This window comes from Streptomyces sp. NPDC007875 (assembly GCF_042868035.1).
GTDB classification, from domain to species: Bacteria; Actinomycetota; Actinomycetes; order Streptomycetales; family Streptomycetaceae; genus Streptomyces; species Streptomyces antimycoticus.
On record NZ_JBIADZ010000009.1, the window covers coordinates 247,686 to 265,909 of the forward strand.

General features: G+C 71.9%; 14 protein-coding genes and 1 riboswitch. Of the genes, 4 read left to right on the forward strand and 10 right to left on the reverse strand.

The annotated features are described in order from the left end of the window. Positions 1–155: 155 nt before the first annotated feature. Positions 156–377: riboswitch (cobalamin riboswitch) on the reverse strand. A 138-nt stretch (positions 378–515) separates the two neighbouring features. From ACFYOY_RS20940 to ACFYOY_RS20955, 4 genes are all read right to left on the reverse strand, one after another. Next, a complete protein-coding gene (locus tag ACFYOY_RS20940) occupies positions 516–725 on the reverse strand; it encodes a hypothetical protein (RefSeq protein WP_351893632.1) in 210 nt (69 codons plus the stop codon). Between the two features lie 147 nt (positions 726–872). Next, a complete protein-coding gene (locus tag ACFYOY_RS20945) occupies positions 873–1,787 on the reverse strand; it encodes an AraC family transcriptional regulator (RefSeq protein ID WP_351893636.1) in 915 nt (304 codons plus the stop codon). 177 nt (positions 1,788–1,964) lie between these two features. Beyond that, positions 1,965–5,231: an endo-alpha-N-acetylgalactosaminidase family protein gene (locus ACFYOY_RS20950; RefSeq protein WP_388588699.1), complete on the reverse strand. Its 3,267-nt coding sequence runs from the start codon at positions 5,229–5,231 to the stop codon at positions 1,965–1,967. 53 nt (positions 5,232–5,284) lie between these two features. Continuing rightward, on the reverse strand, positions 5,285–5,617 hold the full coding sequence (locus ACFYOY_RS20955; RefSeq protein WP_351893643.1) for a hypothetical protein: 333 nt from the start codon (positions 5,615–5,617) through the stop codon (positions 5,285–5,287). Here ACFYOY_RS20955 and ACFYOY_RS20960 point away from each other — a divergent pair. The 4 genes from ACFYOY_RS20960 (at position 5,516) to ACFYOY_RS20975 (ending at position 13,380) form a co-directional block, all read left to right on the forward strand. Beyond that, the gene (locus ACFYOY_RS20960) at positions 5,516–7,498 is read left to right on the forward strand and encodes a glycoside hydrolase (RefSeq protein ID WP_388588702.1); all 1,983 of its coding nucleotides are present in this window, start codon (positions 5,516–5,518) and stop codon (positions 7,496–7,498) included. The two genes, ACFYOY_RS20955 and ACFYOY_RS20960, sit on opposite strands and share 102 nt — an antisense overlap. Positions 7,499–7,616: 118 nt before the next feature. Further along, on the forward strand, positions 7,617–10,727 hold the full coding sequence (gene ileS, locus ACFYOY_RS20965; protein ID WP_388588705.1) for an isoleucine--tRNA ligase: 3,111 nt from the start codon (positions 7,617–7,619) through the stop codon (positions 10,725–10,727). Positions 10,728–10,744: 17 nt separating this feature from the next. Further along, positions 10,745–12,343 carry an amino acid adenylation domain-containing protein gene (locus tag ACFYOY_RS20970; RefSeq protein WP_388588708.1) on the forward strand — a complete coding sequence of 533 codons (1,599 nt, stop codon included), beginning with the start codon at positions 10,745–10,747 and terminating at the stop codon, positions 12,341–12,343. After that, positions 12,340–13,380, forward strand: coding sequence for a GNAT family N-acetyltransferase (locus ACFYOY_RS20975; protein ID WP_388588710.1), 1,041 nt, complete (start codon positions 12,340–12,342; stop codon positions 13,378–13,380). The genes ACFYOY_RS20970 and ACFYOY_RS20975 overlap by 4 nt, the downstream gene beginning before the upstream one ends. 108 nt (positions 13,381–13,488) lie before the next feature. Here the strand turns inward: ACFYOY_RS20975 and ACFYOY_RS20980 are convergent, their stop codons facing one another. From ACFYOY_RS20980 to ACFYOY_RS21005, 6 genes are read right to left on the reverse strand one after another with little or no spacing between them, the layout of a single operon-like run. Further along, a complete protein-coding gene (locus ACFYOY_RS20980; RefSeq protein ID WP_351893661.1) occupies positions 13,489–14,505 on the reverse strand; it encodes a class I SAM-dependent methyltransferase in 1,017 nt (338 codons plus the stop codon). A gap of 40 nt (positions 14,506–14,545) precedes the next feature. Then, on the reverse strand, positions 14,546–15,328 hold the full coding sequence (locus tag ACFYOY_RS20985; RefSeq protein WP_388588713.1) for a class I SAM-dependent DNA methyltransferase: 783 nt from the start codon (positions 15,326–15,328) through the stop codon (positions 14,546–14,548). A 55-nt stretch (positions 15,329–15,383) separates the two neighbouring features. After that, on the reverse strand, positions 15,384–16,370 hold the full coding sequence (locus ACFYOY_RS20990) for an LLM class flavin-dependent oxidoreductase (RefSeq protein ID WP_351893668.1): 987 nt from the start codon (positions 16,368–16,370) through the stop codon (positions 15,384–15,386). Beyond that, positions 16,349–16,606 carry a phosphopantetheine-binding protein gene (locus tag ACFYOY_RS20995; RefSeq protein ID WP_351893671.1) on the reverse strand — a complete coding sequence of 86 codons (258 nt, stop codon included), beginning with the start codon at positions 16,604–16,606 and terminating at the stop codon, positions 16,349–16,351. Before ACFYOY_RS20995 ends, ACFYOY_RS20990 begins: the two co-directional genes overlap by 22 nt. Before the next feature lie 46 nt (positions 16,607–16,652). Then, positions 16,653–17,657, reverse strand: a complete 1,005-nt coding sequence (locus ACFYOY_RS21000; RefSeq protein WP_351893674.1) for an aldose epimerase family protein — start codon at positions 17,655–17,657, stop codon at positions 16,653–16,655. Next, entirely contained in the window at positions 17,657–18,223 is a 567-nt protein-coding gene (locus tag ACFYOY_RS21005; protein WP_388588718.1) for a hypothetical protein, read from the reverse strand. Before ACFYOY_RS21005 ends, ACFYOY_RS21000 begins: the two co-directional genes overlap by 1 nt. Position 18,224: the final 1 nt, after the last annotated feature.

Sequence of the window (18,224 nt, forward strand, 5' to 3'; positions counted from 1 at the left end):
CCTTCGCGAGATGAATCCCTGAGATCCCGGCGACGGGAGGAGAACGCGAAGGGTGACAGACCGGACGCCGCGACCTCGCGCGGCAAGCGCGCGGTCGTCCGACCGGTATGTACGCCGACCCGCCCTCGAGGTCACCGGGTGTCCGCGCACGAGTCGTCCGTACGCGGGCAGATGGCAGGTCTTCGGACTCACGGGCGCGTCCTCTTGGGGAGGACACCTAGTGGCCGTCGCTTCCCAGATCCCTCTACCGGACCCAGTGCGTATGACGGCGGTCGTTCCCGCTCACCGCTGCGGGGCAGTCCCGGATTCCCACCGGGTTCCCTCTTACGACGCGTCCCGCCTGGCGGACGGGGCGAACCAGCTGCACCCGCCAGCCTACGGGGCCGTCCGGCGGTGTGCAGGGATCGGTCCGGTATTCGGGAGGGTGAAGTGGAACACGCGATGCCCGAGGGTACGGCCGGTGCCGCCCGGGCCGTGCACCGGCCGCACCCTCGTCCATCAGCGAGATCAGGGGGTCAGCACGCGCCGGAGTCCGATCCGCCCGCCAGATTGACCGGGACGGTGACGAAGGAGAACTGGTTGCTGGCGCAGACGCCGGGGAAGGTCGTGCTGCTGGAGTTGTTGACGGTGACATCGGGCGCGTCGTCCGCGAGGGCGCCGCCCGCGCCGACGGCGAGGGACGCGGCGGTGAGGGCGAGCGTGGACAGGGCGGTCCGGATACGCATGGGAACTCCTTGCTGAGGATCTGCCGCCGGATATGACCGGCTTCGCATGCATGGTGCCCCTTTGGTGGGGCAACCGCGGCCCACCGTCCCCCCAATGGCGGAAGCCGCCCCCCGCGGCCGTCCGGCCGGCCCAGGGCGCGCGTCCGGTCATCCTCCGCCGCGCCGTCCGTCGTCCGCCGGTGCGGAGGGCGGGATCGTCGGTGGACGGCTCGGGTCGGGGACGCGGTCGGTGAAGCCTCCGGGGACCGAGCGGCACTGCTGCTCGCGGAAGCGGACCGGTGCCGTGCCCACTCGGCGGGCGAACAGCCTGCTGAAGTAGGCGGGATCGTCGTAGCCGACGCGGCGGGCGATGGCGGCCACCGGCAGTTCGGTGCCGACGAGGAGTTCCTTGGCGCGGCCCAGCCGGATCCCGAGGAGGTAGTCCTTGGGGCTGCACCCCGCGCCGCGCCGTACCGCGGTGCGCAGTTCGGCCGGTGTCATGCCGTGCCGGGCGGCGTGTTCGATCACCGAGAGCGGCTGGAAGGCGTCCCGGGCCAGGGCCTGGAGCACCGGATGTCCGTCGGCACCGGTGTCGGCGCGGACGCGGCGGAGGGCGACGAGGAGTTCATGGACGGCGGCGGCGGTCTCGACCTCCAGGAACGGATTGCCCTGGCGCGCGGCGCGGGCGATCCGGCCGATGGCCGTACGGGCGGTGGCGGTGTCGGTGAGCGCGACCACGGGGCCGTCAGCGTCGAGATAGCCCAGGTCGGCGTAGGCGGCGGTGGCCGGTCCTGTGAAGTCGACGAACGCCTCGTCCCATCCGGTGTCCGGGTCCGGGGCGTAGTGGTGGGTGACCCCGGGGGTGAGCCAGAGCAGCGCGGGCGCGGTGACGGTGCGGCGGCGGCCGTCCGGGCCGCGGAACCATCCGCGGCCCGCGCTGATGACCACCGCCACATGGTGGTCCAGGACGCGCGGGCCGACCACGGGCAGGGCGCCGTGCTGGAGGCCGACACCCAGACAGACCAGGCCGAGCCGGTGATGGGCCGGGCTGGGTGTGAAGTACCGCATCCAGGTGTGATACATCCGCGGTCCCCTCCGGCCGGCTGCGTCCCATCACTCGCCGATCTTCGTCCACGGACCGCCCGGCCGCCAAGGGGAGGGGGAGCCCGGCGGGGGAGAGGGGCTTACCAGAGGTGGGGGTGGCGGAGGGAGCGGGGCCGTGCGGAGGTGCGTCCGCGCTGCCCCGCTCCCTCCGCCGTGTCAGTCCAGCTGCTCCACGGTGAAGGAGTCGAGCGTGAACTCCGCGGTACCGCTGTCACCGGTCTTCCGCAGCCCCACCCACATCTCGCCGTCCGCGGGCGCGGTGACGGTGTAGCTGTGGGTGGCCCGCCCGGTGGCGGCGGACAGGGGAGTGCGCGCCAGCTCGCGCGGTCCGGGTTCGTCCACGGCCGTGATCCATGCGTACTGACCGGCCGCCTCGTTGGCGTACGTCAGGCGCACCCGGTAGCGCCGCCCCGGGCGGAAGCGGGCGGTGTGGGGCACGGTGCGGTAGACGAGGCCCGCGTTCTCGCCGCGTGACTTGAGGGACTGGCCGCCTTCGAGCACATCGTCGATCACCTTGCCGTTCCATCCGGCCTGGGTGAACGGGGCGTGCCGCTGGGCGATATGGGTGCGGGGGTCGGTCACCCCGCCCGCGTCGCCCTTGACGAACGGGCCCCAGCCCTGTGGCACCCGCTCGAAGTCCTCGTACACCAGGGTGCCGGGCTTGGTGGTGCGCTGGGCCCGCACCACCCGCAGCCGGTCGAAGCGGACCCTGGCACTGCCGCCGGCCACCGCCAGGGCGAGGGTGACCGGTCCGCCGCCGTCCGGGACGGTGAACGAGGTGAACATCCGCTGGAAACGGGTGCCGTGTTTGCGGTCGGCGGCCATGTGGTTGACCGCGGTCGAGGTCTCGGTCCAGTTCTCCGCCGTGACGCCGTCGGCGGTGTGCACCCGCAGCGCGGCCCGCCGCCGCTCACCGGCCTTCGCCCCCACTTCCACCTGGACGGAGGCCACATAGCCGCCGGGGGCCAGCCGGTCGAGTCGCTGGCCGACGGTGGCAGCCGCGCCCTCGCCGACGACCAGTTCGTAGTCGCCCAGCGCGCTGCGTTCGACGGTGGCCGGGCCGGTGGTCTGCCAGCCGCGCAGCGATCCGGAGTGGAAACCGGGGTCGTACAGCGGGGTGCCCTCGCCCCAGCCGGGGGCCGCCTGGGCACGGGCTCGGGAGCGCAGCACCACATACGGGACGTCGGGGTCGGCGGTGATGCTGACCTGGCCGTCGTGCGCCGGCAGGGTGGCCGGCTCGGCGCGCCCCTGGTCGGTGAGGCGGTACAGCACCACGGACCGCTGCCCCGCCCAGCCGCGCGGCAGCCGCCAACGGGTGGTGCCACCCACCGGGTTGTAGTGGTGGAGCTTGGCCGGGTCGGTGGCCTCGCGCGGCTCCCAGGGCAGCAGATAGCCGCCGCCGTCGTAGACCAGCCGCCCGTCGGTGGTGATGCGGCGGACGCCCCCGGTGTCGGTGACCGAGGTGCGGCCGGGCCCCTCGAAGGTGATCTCGTGGTCGTCCCAGGTGCGGATGGGATACGCCTGGAGGTACTTGGCGGGCAGGCTGTGGGTCCAGATGAGCCGGTAGAAGGCGGTCCAGTCGGTCTTGCCGGTCCAGCCCTCGAAGTTGCCCATCCGGGGGATGCCCAGCAGGGTCGGCCACTTGTCGGCGAAGACGTCCTTCTGGTGGTTGCGGATGAAGCGGATGAGCCGGGAGTTGATACCGCGCGAGGTGTCCGGGCCGTAGTCGGTCTCGGTGGCCCAGTGCGACCACAGCGACGAGCGCTCCAGCCCGTGGCCCCATTCGGTGGTCAGGCGCCAGCCCTGGTCGCGCAGGGCCCGCTGGAGCCGGTCGGAGTTCCAGCCGGACTCGCGGAAGACGTCGATGTAGAGCGCGGTGAGGGCCGGGTCGGTGTCGTTCCGCAGGTCCTGGAAGCGCCGGATGATATCGCCGGAGACCAGGTCGCGGCGGGGGTCGATGCGGTAGGACTGGTCCAGCCAGTCCCACTGCTCGTCGTTTCTGTCGACCAGCGTCTCGGAGAAGGCGTTGGCCACCGGATAGGACTCGGTGGCGTTGACGTGCACCGCAAAGTCGCTGTTCCAGCGGCGCCCGGAGCGCAGCAGGGTGTTGAGGTCGGCCAGGCCGCCGGCGCGGGCGTTGTAGTTGCCCGCGTAGTCGGGGTGGGCGGAGTCATGGCCTTCCGACTGGTAGCCCTTGAGCAGGGTGTACTGCCGCAGTCCGTCGGTGGCCAGCGCGATCCGCTTGACGCTGTCGAGGGTGTCGAGGAAGGGGTTGGTGGCCTGGCTGGCGAAGTTGAACGGGATGTGCGGGACGACCCGCAGATGCTGCTCGTCGGCGCCGAGCGGGTTGACCATGATGTCGCGGAAGGCGATGGCGGCGTCCTGCCAGTCGACCACGCCGTCGCCGTTGCGGTCCCGGGTGAGGACCACGGTGGCCCAGGGCAGCGGTTCGGTGGCGCCGACGGCCGCGGTGGCGGCCCGGTGGGTCCACTCACCGCAGGTGAGCCGGGTGGTGATCTGGCCGTCCTCCCGTACCGTCTGCCGCCACAGCCGTCCGTTGTCCCAGGTGGTGCCCGCGGTGGAGGAGGGCTTGTCCCAGACCGTGTTGGTCTCGACGGCGGCCGCGAGCCGGTCGGTGCTGACGACGGCGTAGGCGCAGCCGATGGGTGCGCCGTCGGTGGGGGTGTCGGCCGCGGGCCGGACGGCGGTGTCACCGCTCTTGGCCTGGTCGAGGTCGATCCGGGCGGCCAGCAGGGTGGCGCCCGGCTGGTCGGCGCGGACGCTGAGGAACGCGAGCTGGGGGATGCGCAGGGTGCCCACGCGCAACGCGTCGGTGTCGGCGATCCGGGTGACCCGCCAGTCGACCTGCCATCCGCTGACCCGGATCCGGATGTCGATCTCGGCGTCCGCGCTGGAGGCGGACGCGTTGGCGGTGTCCGCGCCGGAGGTGTCCGCCCCCGGGGTGACCGTGGTCGCGCCGAGGGCGAGGGTGTAGCTGATGTGGTCCGGGCCGCTGGTGACGGCGGTGGTGCGCGGGGTGCGTTCGACGCCGTCGATGAGCACCGAACGGACCGGCTCCCGCTGGCCGTGCAGCACCGCGCCGGTCTCGCGGTCGATGTACGCGACGATGCGCGGGAACTCCGGGTCCACCCGGACCTCCAGCCGCTTCGACCGCAGCGTGCGCTCGGTGGCGCGGGCGTGTGCGGCGGCACGACCGGGTGCGGTGTCACGGGCGTGCGCGGTGCCACCGCCCGTGCCGATGGCCGTTCCGATTCCGGCCAGTGTGGTGGTGACCACGACCGCTCTGCGGCCGGGCCATCCCTCCTTCGGCCGCCCCTCCTCTGCGTAGGTCAACGCGCCGGCTCCTCCCTCGCTGGTGGGAATGGTGCTCCACCTTGGGACGGCGGCGGGGCGGCCGCCCATGGACAAGTGCGCGGGGGTGTTGGACTAACGGGCCGTGGCGCGGGCGCCGGTCGTCACCACAGGCGGTCGATCGCGCCGGGGTACAGCCCGATCCGGGCGGTGAGGAAGTCGGCGCGATGGCGCCGGGCCGTGGCGAAGAAGAAGCGCGCCATGGTGACCTTGTCGAAGGAGGGCTGGTCGCTGGGGAAGGGGGCGTCCGGGGTGCCTCCGACGAGCACCGCGCCGGGCAGCGGCTGCCATCCGGCGCCCGTACAGAAGTCCCGTAGCGGCCGCTGGCGGGCGCGGTGTCCTGCCTCGCCCTCGCCTCGACCACCCTCGCTTCCACCACCCACTCCGGCACCACCGGCTCCGGGGACGCACCCCGGCCGGTCCTGGTCGGTGGCCACCGTGTGGAGGTCCCGGTGTCGGGCGGCACCGCCACCGTCGACACCACCTCACTGCGGGTCACGGCCCGTACGGGGCAGGGAACCGTGGTGCTGTCCGCGCCCGCCGCCACCGCTCCCGGGAAACCCGGCTCGGTGACCACCTCCCCGGGCACCGCCCGCTGGAGCTATCCGGACACCGGCCTGGACGTCACAGCCCGCGCCGGTGGCACCGGCCGTCTGGTGCTGTCGGTGACGGCTACCGGAAAGGCTGCTGGTGAGTCCGCCCGCACCCTCTCGTGGCCGGTCACCGGCACCGACCGGCGCGCCACCGCCGTACAGCTGTCGCGCGGCGAGGGGCTGTCGCTGCCGGTGGCCGACCGCTTCTGGAACTCCTCCCGGGCCGATCTGGTCGGCACCGACATGGCCATGGAGTCGGATCTGTCGATGCCGCTGTGGGGCTACACGCTCGGCGACCGCCAGGGCGTGAGCTATCTCGTGCCCAGTGACATCGGCACATCGCTGCGCGTCACCTCCGACGCGGGCAAGCTGCGCACCGCCGCCACCCACCGGTTCTCGCGCGCCGACGGCACCACGCGGTACACCGTGGCCTTCTCCCTCACCGACGGCTCCCCGGTGGCCGCCGCCCACGACTACCGCGCCTGGCTCGGCGAGCACGGGCAGTTGAAGAGCCTGCGGGAGAAGATCCGGGAGACACCGGCCACCAGGAAGCTGCTCGGCGCGTTCCACGCCTATCTGTGGGGCGACGCCCGCAAGGCCGACTTCATGGGCAGGCTGCGCGGCCTCGGCGTGGACCGCATGTGGCTCGGCTACGACGCCGACGACCGGCCGATGGACGCCACGGCCACCGCGGCCGCGAAGAAGGTGGGCTATCTCGTCGGCCCGTACGACTCGTTCGCCAACGGCCAGGACCCGGCCACCTCCGACGCGCCGACGTCCACCTGGCCCGGCACGGTGTATCCGGACTTCTGCGTCCGGGACGCCGACGGCAAGCCCGTCCCCGGCTTCCACGACCGCGGCTGCTACCTCTCCTCCGAGGCGTTCGAGAAGGCCGAGCCGCGCCACCACTACCTCGCAGACCGCACCCGCGAGATGACCAAGGCGGGTGCCGACAGCTACTTCCTCGATGTGGACGCTGCCGGTGAGCTGTTCCGCGATCACAGCGCCGCTCACCCCCTGACCAAGGCGGAGGACCGCGCCAACCGGCTGGCCCGGATGACGCGGCTGTCCGACCGCGGGCTGGTCCTGGGCTCGGAGTCCGCCGGGGCCTGGGCCAACCGGGACCTCGCCTTCGACCACGGCTCGGGCACCCCGGTGGCGGGCGGTCTGTGGACGGCGCAGCGCGACAAGGAGACCTGGGGCGGCTACGCCCCCGCCGACGCGCCGGGCGTCTTCTTCAAGCCCGCGGAGCTGCCCGCCGACGTGGCGAAGGCGATGTACGACCCGGTGTACCGGGTGCCGCTGTACGAGGCCGCGCTCCACGACTCCGTGGTGAACACCGAGCGCTGGGAGCTGTCGTACGACAAGCTGCCACGGCAGAAGACCGACCGCGCACTGCTCGGCATGCTGTACAACACCCCGCTCAACTTCGTGCTCACCGGTGACTCGCTGGAGAAGAGCGGCCGCGAACTCGCCACCCTCCAGAAGTACTTCGCGCCCCTGCACAAGGCGGCCGGTACCGAGCCGCTGGCCGATTTCCGGGCGCTGACCGCCGATCGCACCGTGCAGCGCACCGTCTTCGGTGACGGCACCCTCACCGTCACCGCCAACTTCGGCAGCACACCCCACAAGGGCCTGCCCGGTGGCTGTGTGGACGCCACGCTCCGCGACGACACCGCGCCGCGGCGGCTGTGCCCGGCCACGGTGAACGGAACCGCCGGGTAATCGCGCGGCGCCGTCGGTGTGGAAGCCAATGTTTCCACGATTACCGGACGTTGCCCATCCCATCGTTAGAGTCGGCCCTCACTGCACTGCGGGCCGACCCTGCGAGGTTTACTGAGCGATGGCATATCCAAAGGCCGGGGCCGAAGGCGTACCCGCGAGACCGCACTTTCCGGATGTCGAACTCGACGTACTGGACTACTGGGAGAAGCACGACATCTTCCATGAGTCCGTGGCAGCGCGGAAATCCGACGACGCCGATGAATTCGTGTTCTACGACGGGCCGCCGTTCGCCAATGGCCTGCCGCACTACGGGCATCTGCTGGCGGGCTATGCGAAGGACGTGGTGCCGCGCTATCAGACCATGCGCGGGCGCCGGGTCGAGCGGCGGTTCGGCTGGACCTCGCACGGGTTGCCCGCGGAGCTGGACGCCGAGAAACAACTCGGCATCACCGCCAAGTCCGATATCGAGCGCATGGGCGTCGAGCGGTTCAACGAGGTGTGCCGGACGACGGTGATGCGTTATACCGGCGAATGGCGCGACTACGTCAATCGGCAGGCCCGCTGGGTCGACTTCGACGAATCCGTCAAAACCCATGACCTCGACTACATGGAGAGCGTCATGTGGGCGTTCAAAACCATGTGGGACAAGGGGCTGATCTATCAGGGACATTCGGTTTCCTGGTATTGCGCGCACTGCGAGACCCCGCTGGCCAACGCCGAGAGCAGCGGCCGTATCGACGGCAGCGACACCCATCGCGAGGTGCCCGGCAGCACCGTGGTCGTGGGCGTACGGCTCGCCAGCGGCGAGCTGCTGCTGGTGGAGTCCGACCAGCCCTGGGCGCTGCCGGGCGCCACGGCGGTGGCGGTGCACCCCGACGCGCAGTACGCCGTGGTGGAAACCGCCGGGCGGCGCTTGGTGGTGGCGGCCGACCGGCTCGACGCCCATGCCGATCTGGTGGGCGACGGACCGGTGGTCGCCCGGCACAGTGGCGCCGAGCTGGCGGGACGCACATACACACCGCTGTTCGACTTCTCGGCCCCCGCCGACGACCGGCATGTCGTGGTGGCGGAACGCTTCGTGGACACCGACGAGGGCACCGGTGCGGTGGCCGTGACCCCGTGTTTCGACGAGCGGGACCACACCCTCGCCACCGACGCGGGCATCGGCCGGACCTATCCGGTCGACTCCGGCGGCCGGTACACCGACGAGGTGCCGCCGTGCGCGGGAGCCCCGGTGCTGGAGTCCGCCGAGACCGTGATCGGTCTGCTGGCGGCGAGCGGCGCGCTGCTGGCCGACCGGCAGCATACGCGGTCCCGGCCGCACTGCTGGCGCTGCGGCAACCAGCTGCTGCAGCAGGCCATCCCCACCTGGTTCGTCGCCGTCACCCGGCTCCGTACCCGCATGCTCGAACTCAACGAGCGGATCCAGTGGACACCCGAGCATGTGCGCGACGGCCAGTTCGGCAACTGGGTGCGCGGCGCCAAGGACTGGAACATCTCCCGCAACCGCTACTGGGGCGCCCCCATCCCGGTGTGGGTGTCGGACGACCCGGCCCATCCCCGGGTCGATGTGTACGGCTCCCTGGACGAGATCGAGCGCGACTTCGGCGTACGGCCGGGCGATCTGCACCGTCCGTACATCGACGAGCTGACGCGCCCCAACCCCGACGATCCGTCGGGCCGGGCGGTGATGCGACGGGTGCCCGAGGTGCTGGACTGCTGGTTCGAGACCGGCTCCATGCCGTTCGCGCAGGTGCACTACCCCTTTGAGAACGCCGAGTGGTTCGAGCGCCACTCCCCGGGTGACTTCGTGGTCGAGTACTACGCCCAGACCCGTGGCTGGTTCTACAACATGCACGTCATGTCCACCGCGCTGTTCGACCGGCCCGCTTTCGCCAACTGCACCGTCCTCGGTGTGGTGCTCGGCCACGACGGCCAGGCCATGTCCAAGGCGCGCAACAACTACCTCGATGTCAACGACATCTTCGCTCGTGACGGCTCCGACGCCATGCGCTGGTTCCTCATGAGCTCCCCTCTGCTGCGCGCCCGCGATCTGGAGGTCACCGAGGCCGGCAGCAAGGAAGCCCTGCGCCAGGTGCTGCTGCCGCTGTGGAACGCCTGGCACTTCCTGGCCCTGTACGCGGGCGACACCGAGGGCCACGTCCGCACCGAGGCGGACCATCCGCTGGACCGCTACCTCCTCGCCAAGACCCGTGACCTGGTCGAGCTGACGACCGGCGCGATGGACGGCTACGACCTGTCCCGCGCGTGCTCCGCCCTGCGCGACCATCTGGATGTGCTGACCAACTGGTACATCCGCTGCTCCCGCGACCGTTTCGCCGCCGGAGACCGCGCGGCGGTGGACACCCTGCACACCGGGCTCGAAGTGCTGTGCCGGCTGATGGCCCCGCTGCTGCCGCTGATCACCGAGCGGATCTGGCGCGGGCTGACCGGCGGCCGGTCGGTGCATCTGACCTCATGGCCCGCTCCCGGGGAACTGCCGTCCGCCCCGGAGCTGGTGCGGGTGATGGACCGGGTGCGGGAGGTCGCCTCGACCGCGCTCGGCCAGCGCAAGAGCCACCAGCTGCGGCTGCGGCTGCCCCTGGCGCGGCTGGTGATCGCCGACCCCGACGCCCCCGCGCTGGAGCCCTACACCGCGCTGCTGCGCGACCAGCTCAACGTCAAGGACGTCCAGCTCACCACCGATGTCTCCGCACACGGCCGGATGCGGCTGACCGTCGACCCCCGCAAGTGCGGGCCCCGCCTCGGCGGGGCGGTGCAGGAGGTCATCCGCGCCGCGGCCACCGACGACTGGACGACGAACGAGGACGGCAACGTCGTGGCGGCGGGGCGGGAACTGCTCGCCGGTGAGTACGAGCTGCGGCTCGTCGCCGACGGACCGGGCGCCGTCGCGGCGCTGCCCGGCGGAGCCGGACTGGTCGTCCTCGACGTCGAGGTGACCGAGGCGCTGGCGGCCGAGGGCGCGGCGCGTGACCTGGTGCGCGTGGTGCAGCAGGCGCGCCGCGCGGCCGGTCTGGAAGTGTCCGACCACATCGCGCTGAGCGTCGATCTGCCCGAGACGGTGGCGGCACGGATCCGTGCCTACGACGCGCTGCTGACGGCCGAGACCCTGGCCGGGCGCTTGACGTTCGGCCCCGTCGCGGACGCCGCTCACGAGGGCCTGATCGGCGAGGGCACCGCGGTCCGGGTGCACATCGACAAGCTCTGACACAGGAAGAGAATCGGATGACCCGTCTTGACGCGCTTGTGAGCGCACAGGCCACGCGAACTCCGGAAGCGGACGCGGTCGTGTTCGGCCCGACCCGGCTGACCTATCGGGAGCTGGAGGAACGCTCCCACCAGTTGGCCCACGCGCTGCGGGCCGGAGGGCTGCGCCCAGACGACCGCGTGTGCGTGCTGGCGCCCAAGGGCGCGGACGCGGTGGTGTTCCTGCTCGGTGTGCTCAAGGCCGGTGGCGTCTGTGTGCCCCTGGACACGGCGTCGCCGGTGGACCGGCTGGTGTCCATCGTGAACCAGACCGCGCCATGCCTGCTCCTCGCCGACCGGCAGCGAGCCCCCCTGGCCACCGAGGTGGCGGCCGCCGCCGCGCGCGGCGCGGTGGCGGGCCTGTGCCTGCCCGACGGGGACGCCACGGCCGCGGGCGACCTCCCCGCCATCACCGCGGCCGATGTCGCCTCGGCGCCGACGACCGCACCCGAACCGGTCAGCGGCGAATCCGGCGTGGCGTATGTGCTGTTCACCTCCGGCTCATCGGGCGAGCCCAAGGGCGTACCGCTCACCCACGCCGGCATCGTCCACTTCGTGACCTGGGCCAACGAACACTTCGGGCTCGGCCGGGACGACCGGATCTCCTGCCATCTCCAACTGCACTTCGACGGTTCGCTGTGGGATGTGTACGGGCCGCTGATCTGCGGGGCCGAGCTGCATCTGGTCCCGCCGGAGGCGAGCCTGCTGCCGACCACGCTGGCCGCCTTCATCCGCGAGGCACGGCTGACCCAGTGGCTTTCGGTGCCGTCCGTGCTCAGCGCGATGGCACGCCACGATGTGGTGGAGAAGGACGACTTCCCGCAGCTGCGCCGGGTGTTGTGGGGCGGTGAGGTCTTCCCGCCCACGGATGTGGAGTACTGGATGCGCCGGCTGCCCCACGTCACCTTCACCGGTTTCTACGGCACCACCGAAACCACCATCGCCAGCTCCTTCTACACCCTGACCGAACTGCCCGACGAGGCGCTTCCGGTCGGCCGGGCCATCCCCGGCGAGTGGCTGGAGGCCGTCGACGACCAGGTGCGCCCGGTCGCCCCCGGCGAGGTGGGCGAGATGGTGATCGGCGGCGCGGGGGCCAGCCCGGGGTACTGGCGTGACCCCGAACGGACCGCGGCCTCGTTCATCGAGCTGCCCCCCGGCTCCGGACGGCGCGCATACCGCACCGGAGACCTCGGCAGCAAGGACGCGGACGGGCTGCTGCGCTTCCACGGCCGCGCCGACCGCCAGGTCAAGGTCAACGGCTACCGCGTGGAGCTGGACGAGGTGATGACCGAGCTGCACTCGCTGCCGGAGATCGCCGCCGGGGCGGTGGTGTCGGTGCCGGGCCCCGCCGGGTCCCCGCTGATCTGTGCCGCCTACACCCTCGCCGCCGGTGTCTCGCTGACGACCGCGCAGGTGAAGGCACGGCTCGCGCACAAGGTGCCCGGGTACATGCTGCCGTCGCGCTGGCTCGCACTGGAGTCGCTGCCCGTCAACGCCAACGGCAAGACCGACCTGCGCGCACTGCAGCAGCGCTTCACCGCCGACGAGGCCGTCCCCGGCGGCGGTGGCGGCGCGTGAGCGAGTTCTCCTTCACCGCCTGCACGGCCCGGGACAGAGCGGAGATCGCGGACTTCCAGGACTCGCTGTGGCGTGGCGGCCGCGACGCCAACCTGGCCTATATGGACTGGAAGTACGCCACCAACCCCCACCTCGACGACCGGTATGTCACCCTCGCCCGCGAGGGAGGAGAGCTGGTCGGCATGGTGGGGGTCTTCGGCGCCTGCTGGGAGGTGGCGGGGGAGCGGTTCATGCTGCCCTGCCTGACCGACACCGTGGTCGCCCCCCGGTACCAGGGCAGCCCGCTGTTCCGGATGCTCACCGACGAGGTGGTGGCACGGCTGCGCGCCGACGGTGTGCCCTGGCTGCTGGACTTCGGAGACCAGGGGGCCGGCCCCGCCATGCTGATGAACGGATGGCGCCCGATCGGCCCCTGGGCGCAAGCGGTGGTGAAGCGCGAGAAGCCACTGGTGGCGGAATGGCCGTGGCATGAGCTGCCCGCCACGCGAGGAGCCAGGTCCGGCCTGACCATACGTCCGCCGGCCGCCGTGGACGCGGAGGCGATGGCGGGGCTGGTGGCCCGGCTGCCGGGCGGAGAAGGCCCGCGCCCGGTGCGGGACGCCGCCTACTTCCGCTGGCGCGCCGCCAACCCACTGGCCCGGTACTTCCATCTGGTGGCCGGTGACGGACCCATCGAGGGCTATCTCATCGGGCACCGCTCGGGCGTCGACACCGACGACGGTGAGACCCCTACGACCATCGTGGACTGCGAGGCCACCTCCGACGAGGTGTTCGCGGACCTGGTGGAGGCCGCCCTGGCGTGGCTGCCCGGCGCCGAGGTGCTGATGTGGGTCCGCGATCTGCCGGCGGTGCGGGTGGCGGCGCTGCGCGCGCTCGGCGCCGAACTCGATGAGCCCACCGGCCTGTTCACCCGCGACATGTACCTCCCCAGCCTGATGATCCGCGCGACCGGCGCCGAGATGCCGCCCGCGCTGAGCGACATCGACCGGCCGGACGGCTGGAATCTGAGCGGAGTCTCCGGCCGCGCCTGGCGATGACCCGGGCGAACGCGGCCTGACGCAGCCGATTCCCCTCGCCACGTGCGGACAACAGCGCCGCTCGCCCCCTCTCCGGGAGGCGAGCGGCGCTGTTGTCCGCCGCGGTCCTCAGCTGGGACGCAGCTCGAAGAGCAGACCGCCGGGCGGCCGGTTGAACTCCTGGACCGCCTCGCACTCCCAGCCGGAGGCGTCGAACGCCGCCATCCAGTCCGACCGCGTCGGCAGCGTCACCCCCATCAGCGCGTGCGCGAACTCGAAGCCCAGGGTGAAGATGGGCGTATGCGGCCCCGGCGCCACCTCGCTGCGCACCACATCGCACAGCAGGAACCGCTCGACATCGGGGAAGACCTCGCGGATCCTGCGCAGCACCGTCACACACTTGTCGTACGGCCAGAAGTCATGCCCCATGAAGACGCAGGTGACCACGTCGATACCGGCGAACTCCGGCAGCCGGGGCAGCGCGTGCACATCGCCGTGGTGGACCGATATCCGGTCCGCCATCCCCGCCTCGGCGAAGGAGGCCCCGGACAGTTCCACGGCCGCGGGCGCGATGTCCACTCCGACGCCACGGACACCGGGGTGGTTGCCCGCGATACGGATGAGCCGCTGGCCGGAGCCGCAGCCCAGGTCGCACACCGCACGCGGCGGCTGGTCGGCGAGGATCTTGTCGAAGCGCAACTCGACCTCGACATCGCCGATCATCCGGGAGCTCACCGCGACGGCCCGCATGTCCCGGTGGTAGAACTCGCCGTGGCGGTTGCGCTCCAGCGCCACCTGCGGTGCCCGGCTGGTCAGCTCGCCGTTGCCACCGGCCAGCCAGTAGAAGTAGCCGCGGTCGAGATAGGCCGCCTCGAAGCCCGGTCCCGGTCGGGCGGACCGGTCGTCCAGCTCGACGATTCCGGCCCATTCCAGGGGCAGGAGTATGCCGCGGACCACGGCGGGGTCGATCCGGTCCGCGCCCTCCTGACGGTCGTCGAACCGGATTTCGCCGCGGTCCTTGAGGTCGTCGAGCAGCCCGAGTTCCACGGCGGCCGACAGGGCGGAGACCGCCACGGACGAGCAGAACAGGGAATCGGTGGTCGGAGTGGCTGCCGGGGTGGGGGTGAAGTGCGGTGTCGTCGTCATCGCTGCTCCTTGTGTGGTGAGGGGGTGTGTTCGCGGCCGGTCACTTTTCTTCGAGGGGCTTACGGGCGCGGTAGATGGTGCGGCAGGGGACAGGGGTCAGGGAGCACGAACCCGAATCGCATTTGACGTAGCGCTGCTCGAAGTCGTGCTCGGCCGGGACGAGACCGGCCGCCTCCAGCGCTTCGGCCACCTCGGCGTCGTCGTACTCCCAGCTGCGCAGCGTCTGGTCCACTCGCTCGGCGGCCATCCCCCTGCCGAAGACGCCGGAGACGCGCAGCATCCCCGTCCTCGCGCCGTCGTCCCAGACACCGCGCTTGACGATCACCGCTTCGGCGTCGTCGGTCAGGGTGACGTTGTTCCAGTGGCGGAAGTGCGATCCGGCGTAGAGGTCGAAGATGAACTCCCCGCCGGGCAGCAGTGCCTCGCGTACCGAGGTGAAGCACTGGGTCAGCTCCGCCACCGACCCCAGGTGGTTGAGCGCCCCGTCCAGGCTCACGCAGGCGGCGGCCGGACGCGGGGTGCGGAAGGTCCTGGCGTCGGCCTCGATCAGCGTCAGCGTGCCACTTTCCACCGCGGGAGCGAGTTTCTTGCGCGCGATGTCGAGCATCGCGGCCGACCCGTCCACGCCGGTGGCCTGCCAGCCCGCCGCACAGAAGACGGACGCCGTCACGCCCGTGCCGCAACACAGGTCGATCACCGAACGCTCAGGCAGTCCCTGCCGGCCGAGGTGGTCGGCGAGCCGGGGCGAGAAGGTGTGGACCCATCCCGTGTACCGGCTGTCGAAGAAGGTGGCGAAGCCGTCCGTGTAGTAGTAGTTCTCCATAGTGAGCCTCCGTGGGCCGCGGTGTGAAGGAAGGTGGTCGGTGGCGGCCGGCTGCTCAGTCGGCCGGGTGGGCACGCAGCGCCGGGGCGACATGCCGGGCGAAGAGATCGAGGGTCTGCCAGTCGACCGGCGGGCGGGCGCCGAGCAGGAAGTCGCGTACGCCCAGGTCCAGATAGGGCCGCAGCCGCTCCACGCACTGCTCGGGCGTGCCGAAGACCAGATACTCCGGCCACACCGGTGAGTCGGGGCCCACCCGCTCCAGCAGCCGCTCCTTGCGCTCCAGCGCCTGCCGCTCGTCCTCGGCGAGGATCGCCCGGAAGGTCACCGACTGGCGGATGGTCCCGGGGTCGCGGCCCACGACGGCGGCGTGTTCGGCGAGTCTTTGGAGCTTGTGGCGGTAGGTGTCCGGGGTTCCGGCGAGGGTGTTCCAGATGTCGGCGTGTTCCGCGACGATCCGCAGCATCCGCCGCTCGCCCTCGCCACCGATCACCAGCGGCAGCCGCTGCTGGAGGGGGCGCGGCTGCAGATGGGCGTCCTCGAGGCGGAAGTGTTGTCCGGCGAACGTCGCGGGGCCGCCGGTCCACAGCGCCCGCATCACCCGGCACGCCTCGTCCAGCATGTCCAGCCGGGTCCCGGCACTCGGAAAGGGAATGCCGTACTGGCCGTAGGCCAGATCCGCACCGGCCGCGCCCATCCCGAACTCCAGCCGCCCGTCCGAGACATGGTCGATGGTGGCCGCGGCGGCCGCGGCCAGCGCCGGGTGCCGCCAGGTCACCGCCGAGACGAGCACGGCGCAGCGGATCCGGCTGGTGCGTGCCGCGAGCGCCGAGAGCAGCGACATGCCCTCGAAGCACGGGCCCGCGGGGCCTCCCATCGGCGGACGGAAGTGGTCGAAGAGGGACACCCAGTCGTAGCCGAGCTCCTCCGCCGTCCGCCACAGCTTCAGCGCCTCGGCGAAGGTCGTGTACTGCTGGCCCGAGTGGACACCGACCCGGACGGCGTCTCCATGGATCCGCATGGTCAGCCGGCCTGCGGTCCGCACAGCGCGCGGACGGTGTCGGTGAGGGTGCGGATGGTGCGGAACACCTCGGGGGTGACCGCGTCGTCGGGGAACCGGAAGGTGAAGGTCTCCTCCAGGTCCACGACCAGGCCCGCCACCCCCAGCGAGCTCACGCCGAGGGACGACAGCTCGGCGTCCGGGTCCAGGGCGGTGGCCGGTGGCGGCGCCTCCGCGCGGCGCCGCACGGCCTCCGCCACGGAAACCATGAGTGGGTCCATGAACGCGTATACCTCCTGTGGATCGGGCCCGGTGGGCGGGTGCGGCTCAGTGGGCCGAGAAGTGATGAACGGTGCGATGGCGGTAGGTCTCGCCGGGGTCGAGCCGCACCGGGGGATAGTCGTCGCGGTTGGGCGCGTCCGGCAGCGGGCCGGTCTCCAGGCAGATGCCGGACCGCCGCCGCCCGGCGAAGCCGTCGGCCGAGTACACCCCCACCGCGGGCTGGTCGGTGACCACGCGCATGGTGCGCCCCGAGGCGGGGTCGTGCAGCCGCGCCGCCCAGTCCGGGTCGTCCAGGACAAAGCAGTTGTCCAGCCGCAGGTCGCCCACCGGCTTGAGTCCGCGGTGGTCCAGCGGGCCTCCGGTGATGTCCGCGGGCGGCCCGGGGAGGGGGATGAGCTGGTCGTCGAAGACCACCGCCCGGGTGGAGTTGAGCGCGAGCAGATGGCCGTCGATCCGTCCGGCGCCGGCCAGGTTCCAGTAGGCGTGGTTGGTGAATCCCACGATGGTGCTCGCGGTGGTCGTGGCCGTGTACGCGAAGGTCAACGTCCCTTCGGGGGAGACCTGGTAGAGCACTTCGGCGGACAGTGCCCCCGGGTAGCCCTGGTCGCCGTCCGGGCTGTCGAGGCGCAGCCGCAGCGACGGCACGTCGCCCGAGCGCTCCGCCTCGGCCTCCCACACATACCGGTCGAAGCCGAGGTCTCCGCCGTGGATGTGGTGGTCGCCGTCATTGCGGTCGAGGTGGTAGTCCACGCCGTCGAGCCGGAACCGGCCGCCCGCCACGCACCGGCAGTAACGGCCCACGGTGGAGCCGACATACGGATTGGCGGCGCGGTTCTCATAGCCGTCCAGGTCCGGAAGGCGCACCACCACATTGCCGGTGCGGCCCTCCCGGTCGGGGACCAGGACCTCCACGAGCTGCGCCCCGTAGGTCCACACCACCACGGCCAGGCCCGCGCCGGTGTCGAGGGTGTAGGCGTCCACGTCGGTCGGCCCCTGCCCGCGGTGGCCCACGGTGGTGCCGACCCTCTGCCGTCGTATCGTCGCCGCCATCAGCCCTCCCGGCCGGGGGCGGGGGCCGCCGCGCGGAGGGTCTTCTGCAGATGGGCGCGGCGGCTGCCGCCCGCATCGCCGAGTGTGGGCCCGTACTGCCGGAACCCCAGGACGTCCAGCAGCGACCGGGTGTCCGTCAGATCCGGATTGGCCTCCGAGCGCAGTACGTCCGCACCGGCCCGCGTCGCCTCCTCGATGGCGTGGCGTACACACCGCAGCCCCACCAGCGACCCGTCGTCGAGCCACTCGGGCGCCACGGCCAGCCGGGAGAGGTGCATCGGCCGCTCGGCGCGGGGGAACACCCCATCGTCCACGGTGAATGGCGGATCCCAGGTCAGGGTGAACATCCCGGCGGGGTGTGCGCCGTGGCGCAGCAGACGCACCGCGCCGGCCCGCACCCGGCGTTCGGTGGTCTCCGGGCGGCGCCGGGGCGCCGGGGTGCCGGAGGCGGCCGCCTGGCGGGCGTCGCACGCACACAGCAGCGCGTGCACCTCCCGCGGGTCCTGGCTCACCTCCCATCGCCACGTGGTCGCCGTCCGCTCGGCCGGGAACCGGGTCTCCGCCATC

Excerpts from the sequence above, each read along its gene's own strand:
- ACFYOY_RS20985 (WP_388588713.1), bottom strand. The coding sequence starts at position 15,328 with ATGGAGAACTACTACTACACGGACGGCTTCGCCACCTTCTTCGACAGC.
- ACFYOY_RS21005 (WP_388588718.1), bottom strand. The coding sequence starts at position 18,223 with ATGGCGGAGACCCGGTTCCCGGCCGAGCGGACGGCGACCACGTGGCGA.
- ACFYOY_RS20970 (WP_388588708.1), top strand. The coding sequence starts at position 10,745 with ATGACCCGTCTTGACGCGCTTGTGAGCGCACAGGCCACGCGAACTCCG.
- ACFYOY_RS20980 (WP_351893661.1), bottom strand. The coding sequence starts at position 14,505 with ATGACGACGACACCGCACTTCACCCCCACCCCGGCAGCCACTCCGACC.
- ACFYOY_RS20940 (WP_351893632.1), bottom strand. The coding sequence starts at position 725 with ATGCGTATCCGGACCGCCCTGTCCACGCTCGCCCTCACCGCCGCGTCC.
- ACFYOY_RS20995 (WP_351893671.1), bottom strand. The coding sequence starts at position 16,606 with ATGGACCCACTCATGGTTTCCGTGGCGGAGGCCGTGCGGCGCCGCGCG.
- ACFYOY_RS21000 (WP_351893674.1), bottom strand. The coding sequence starts at position 17,657 with ATGGCGGCGACGATACGACGGCAGAGGGTCGGCACCACCGTGGGCCAC.
- ACFYOY_RS20945 (WP_351893636.1), bottom strand. The coding sequence starts at position 1,787 with ATGTATCACACCTGGATGCGGTACTTCACACCCAGCCCGGCCCATCAC.
- ileS (WP_388588705.1), top strand. The coding sequence starts at position 7,617 with ATGGCATATCCAAAGGCCGGGGCCGAAGGCGTACCCGCGAGACCGCAC.
- ACFYOY_RS20950 (WP_388588699.1), bottom strand. The coding sequence starts at position 5,231 with ATGGGCGGCCGCCCCGCCGCCGTCCCAAGGTGGAGCACCATTCCCACC.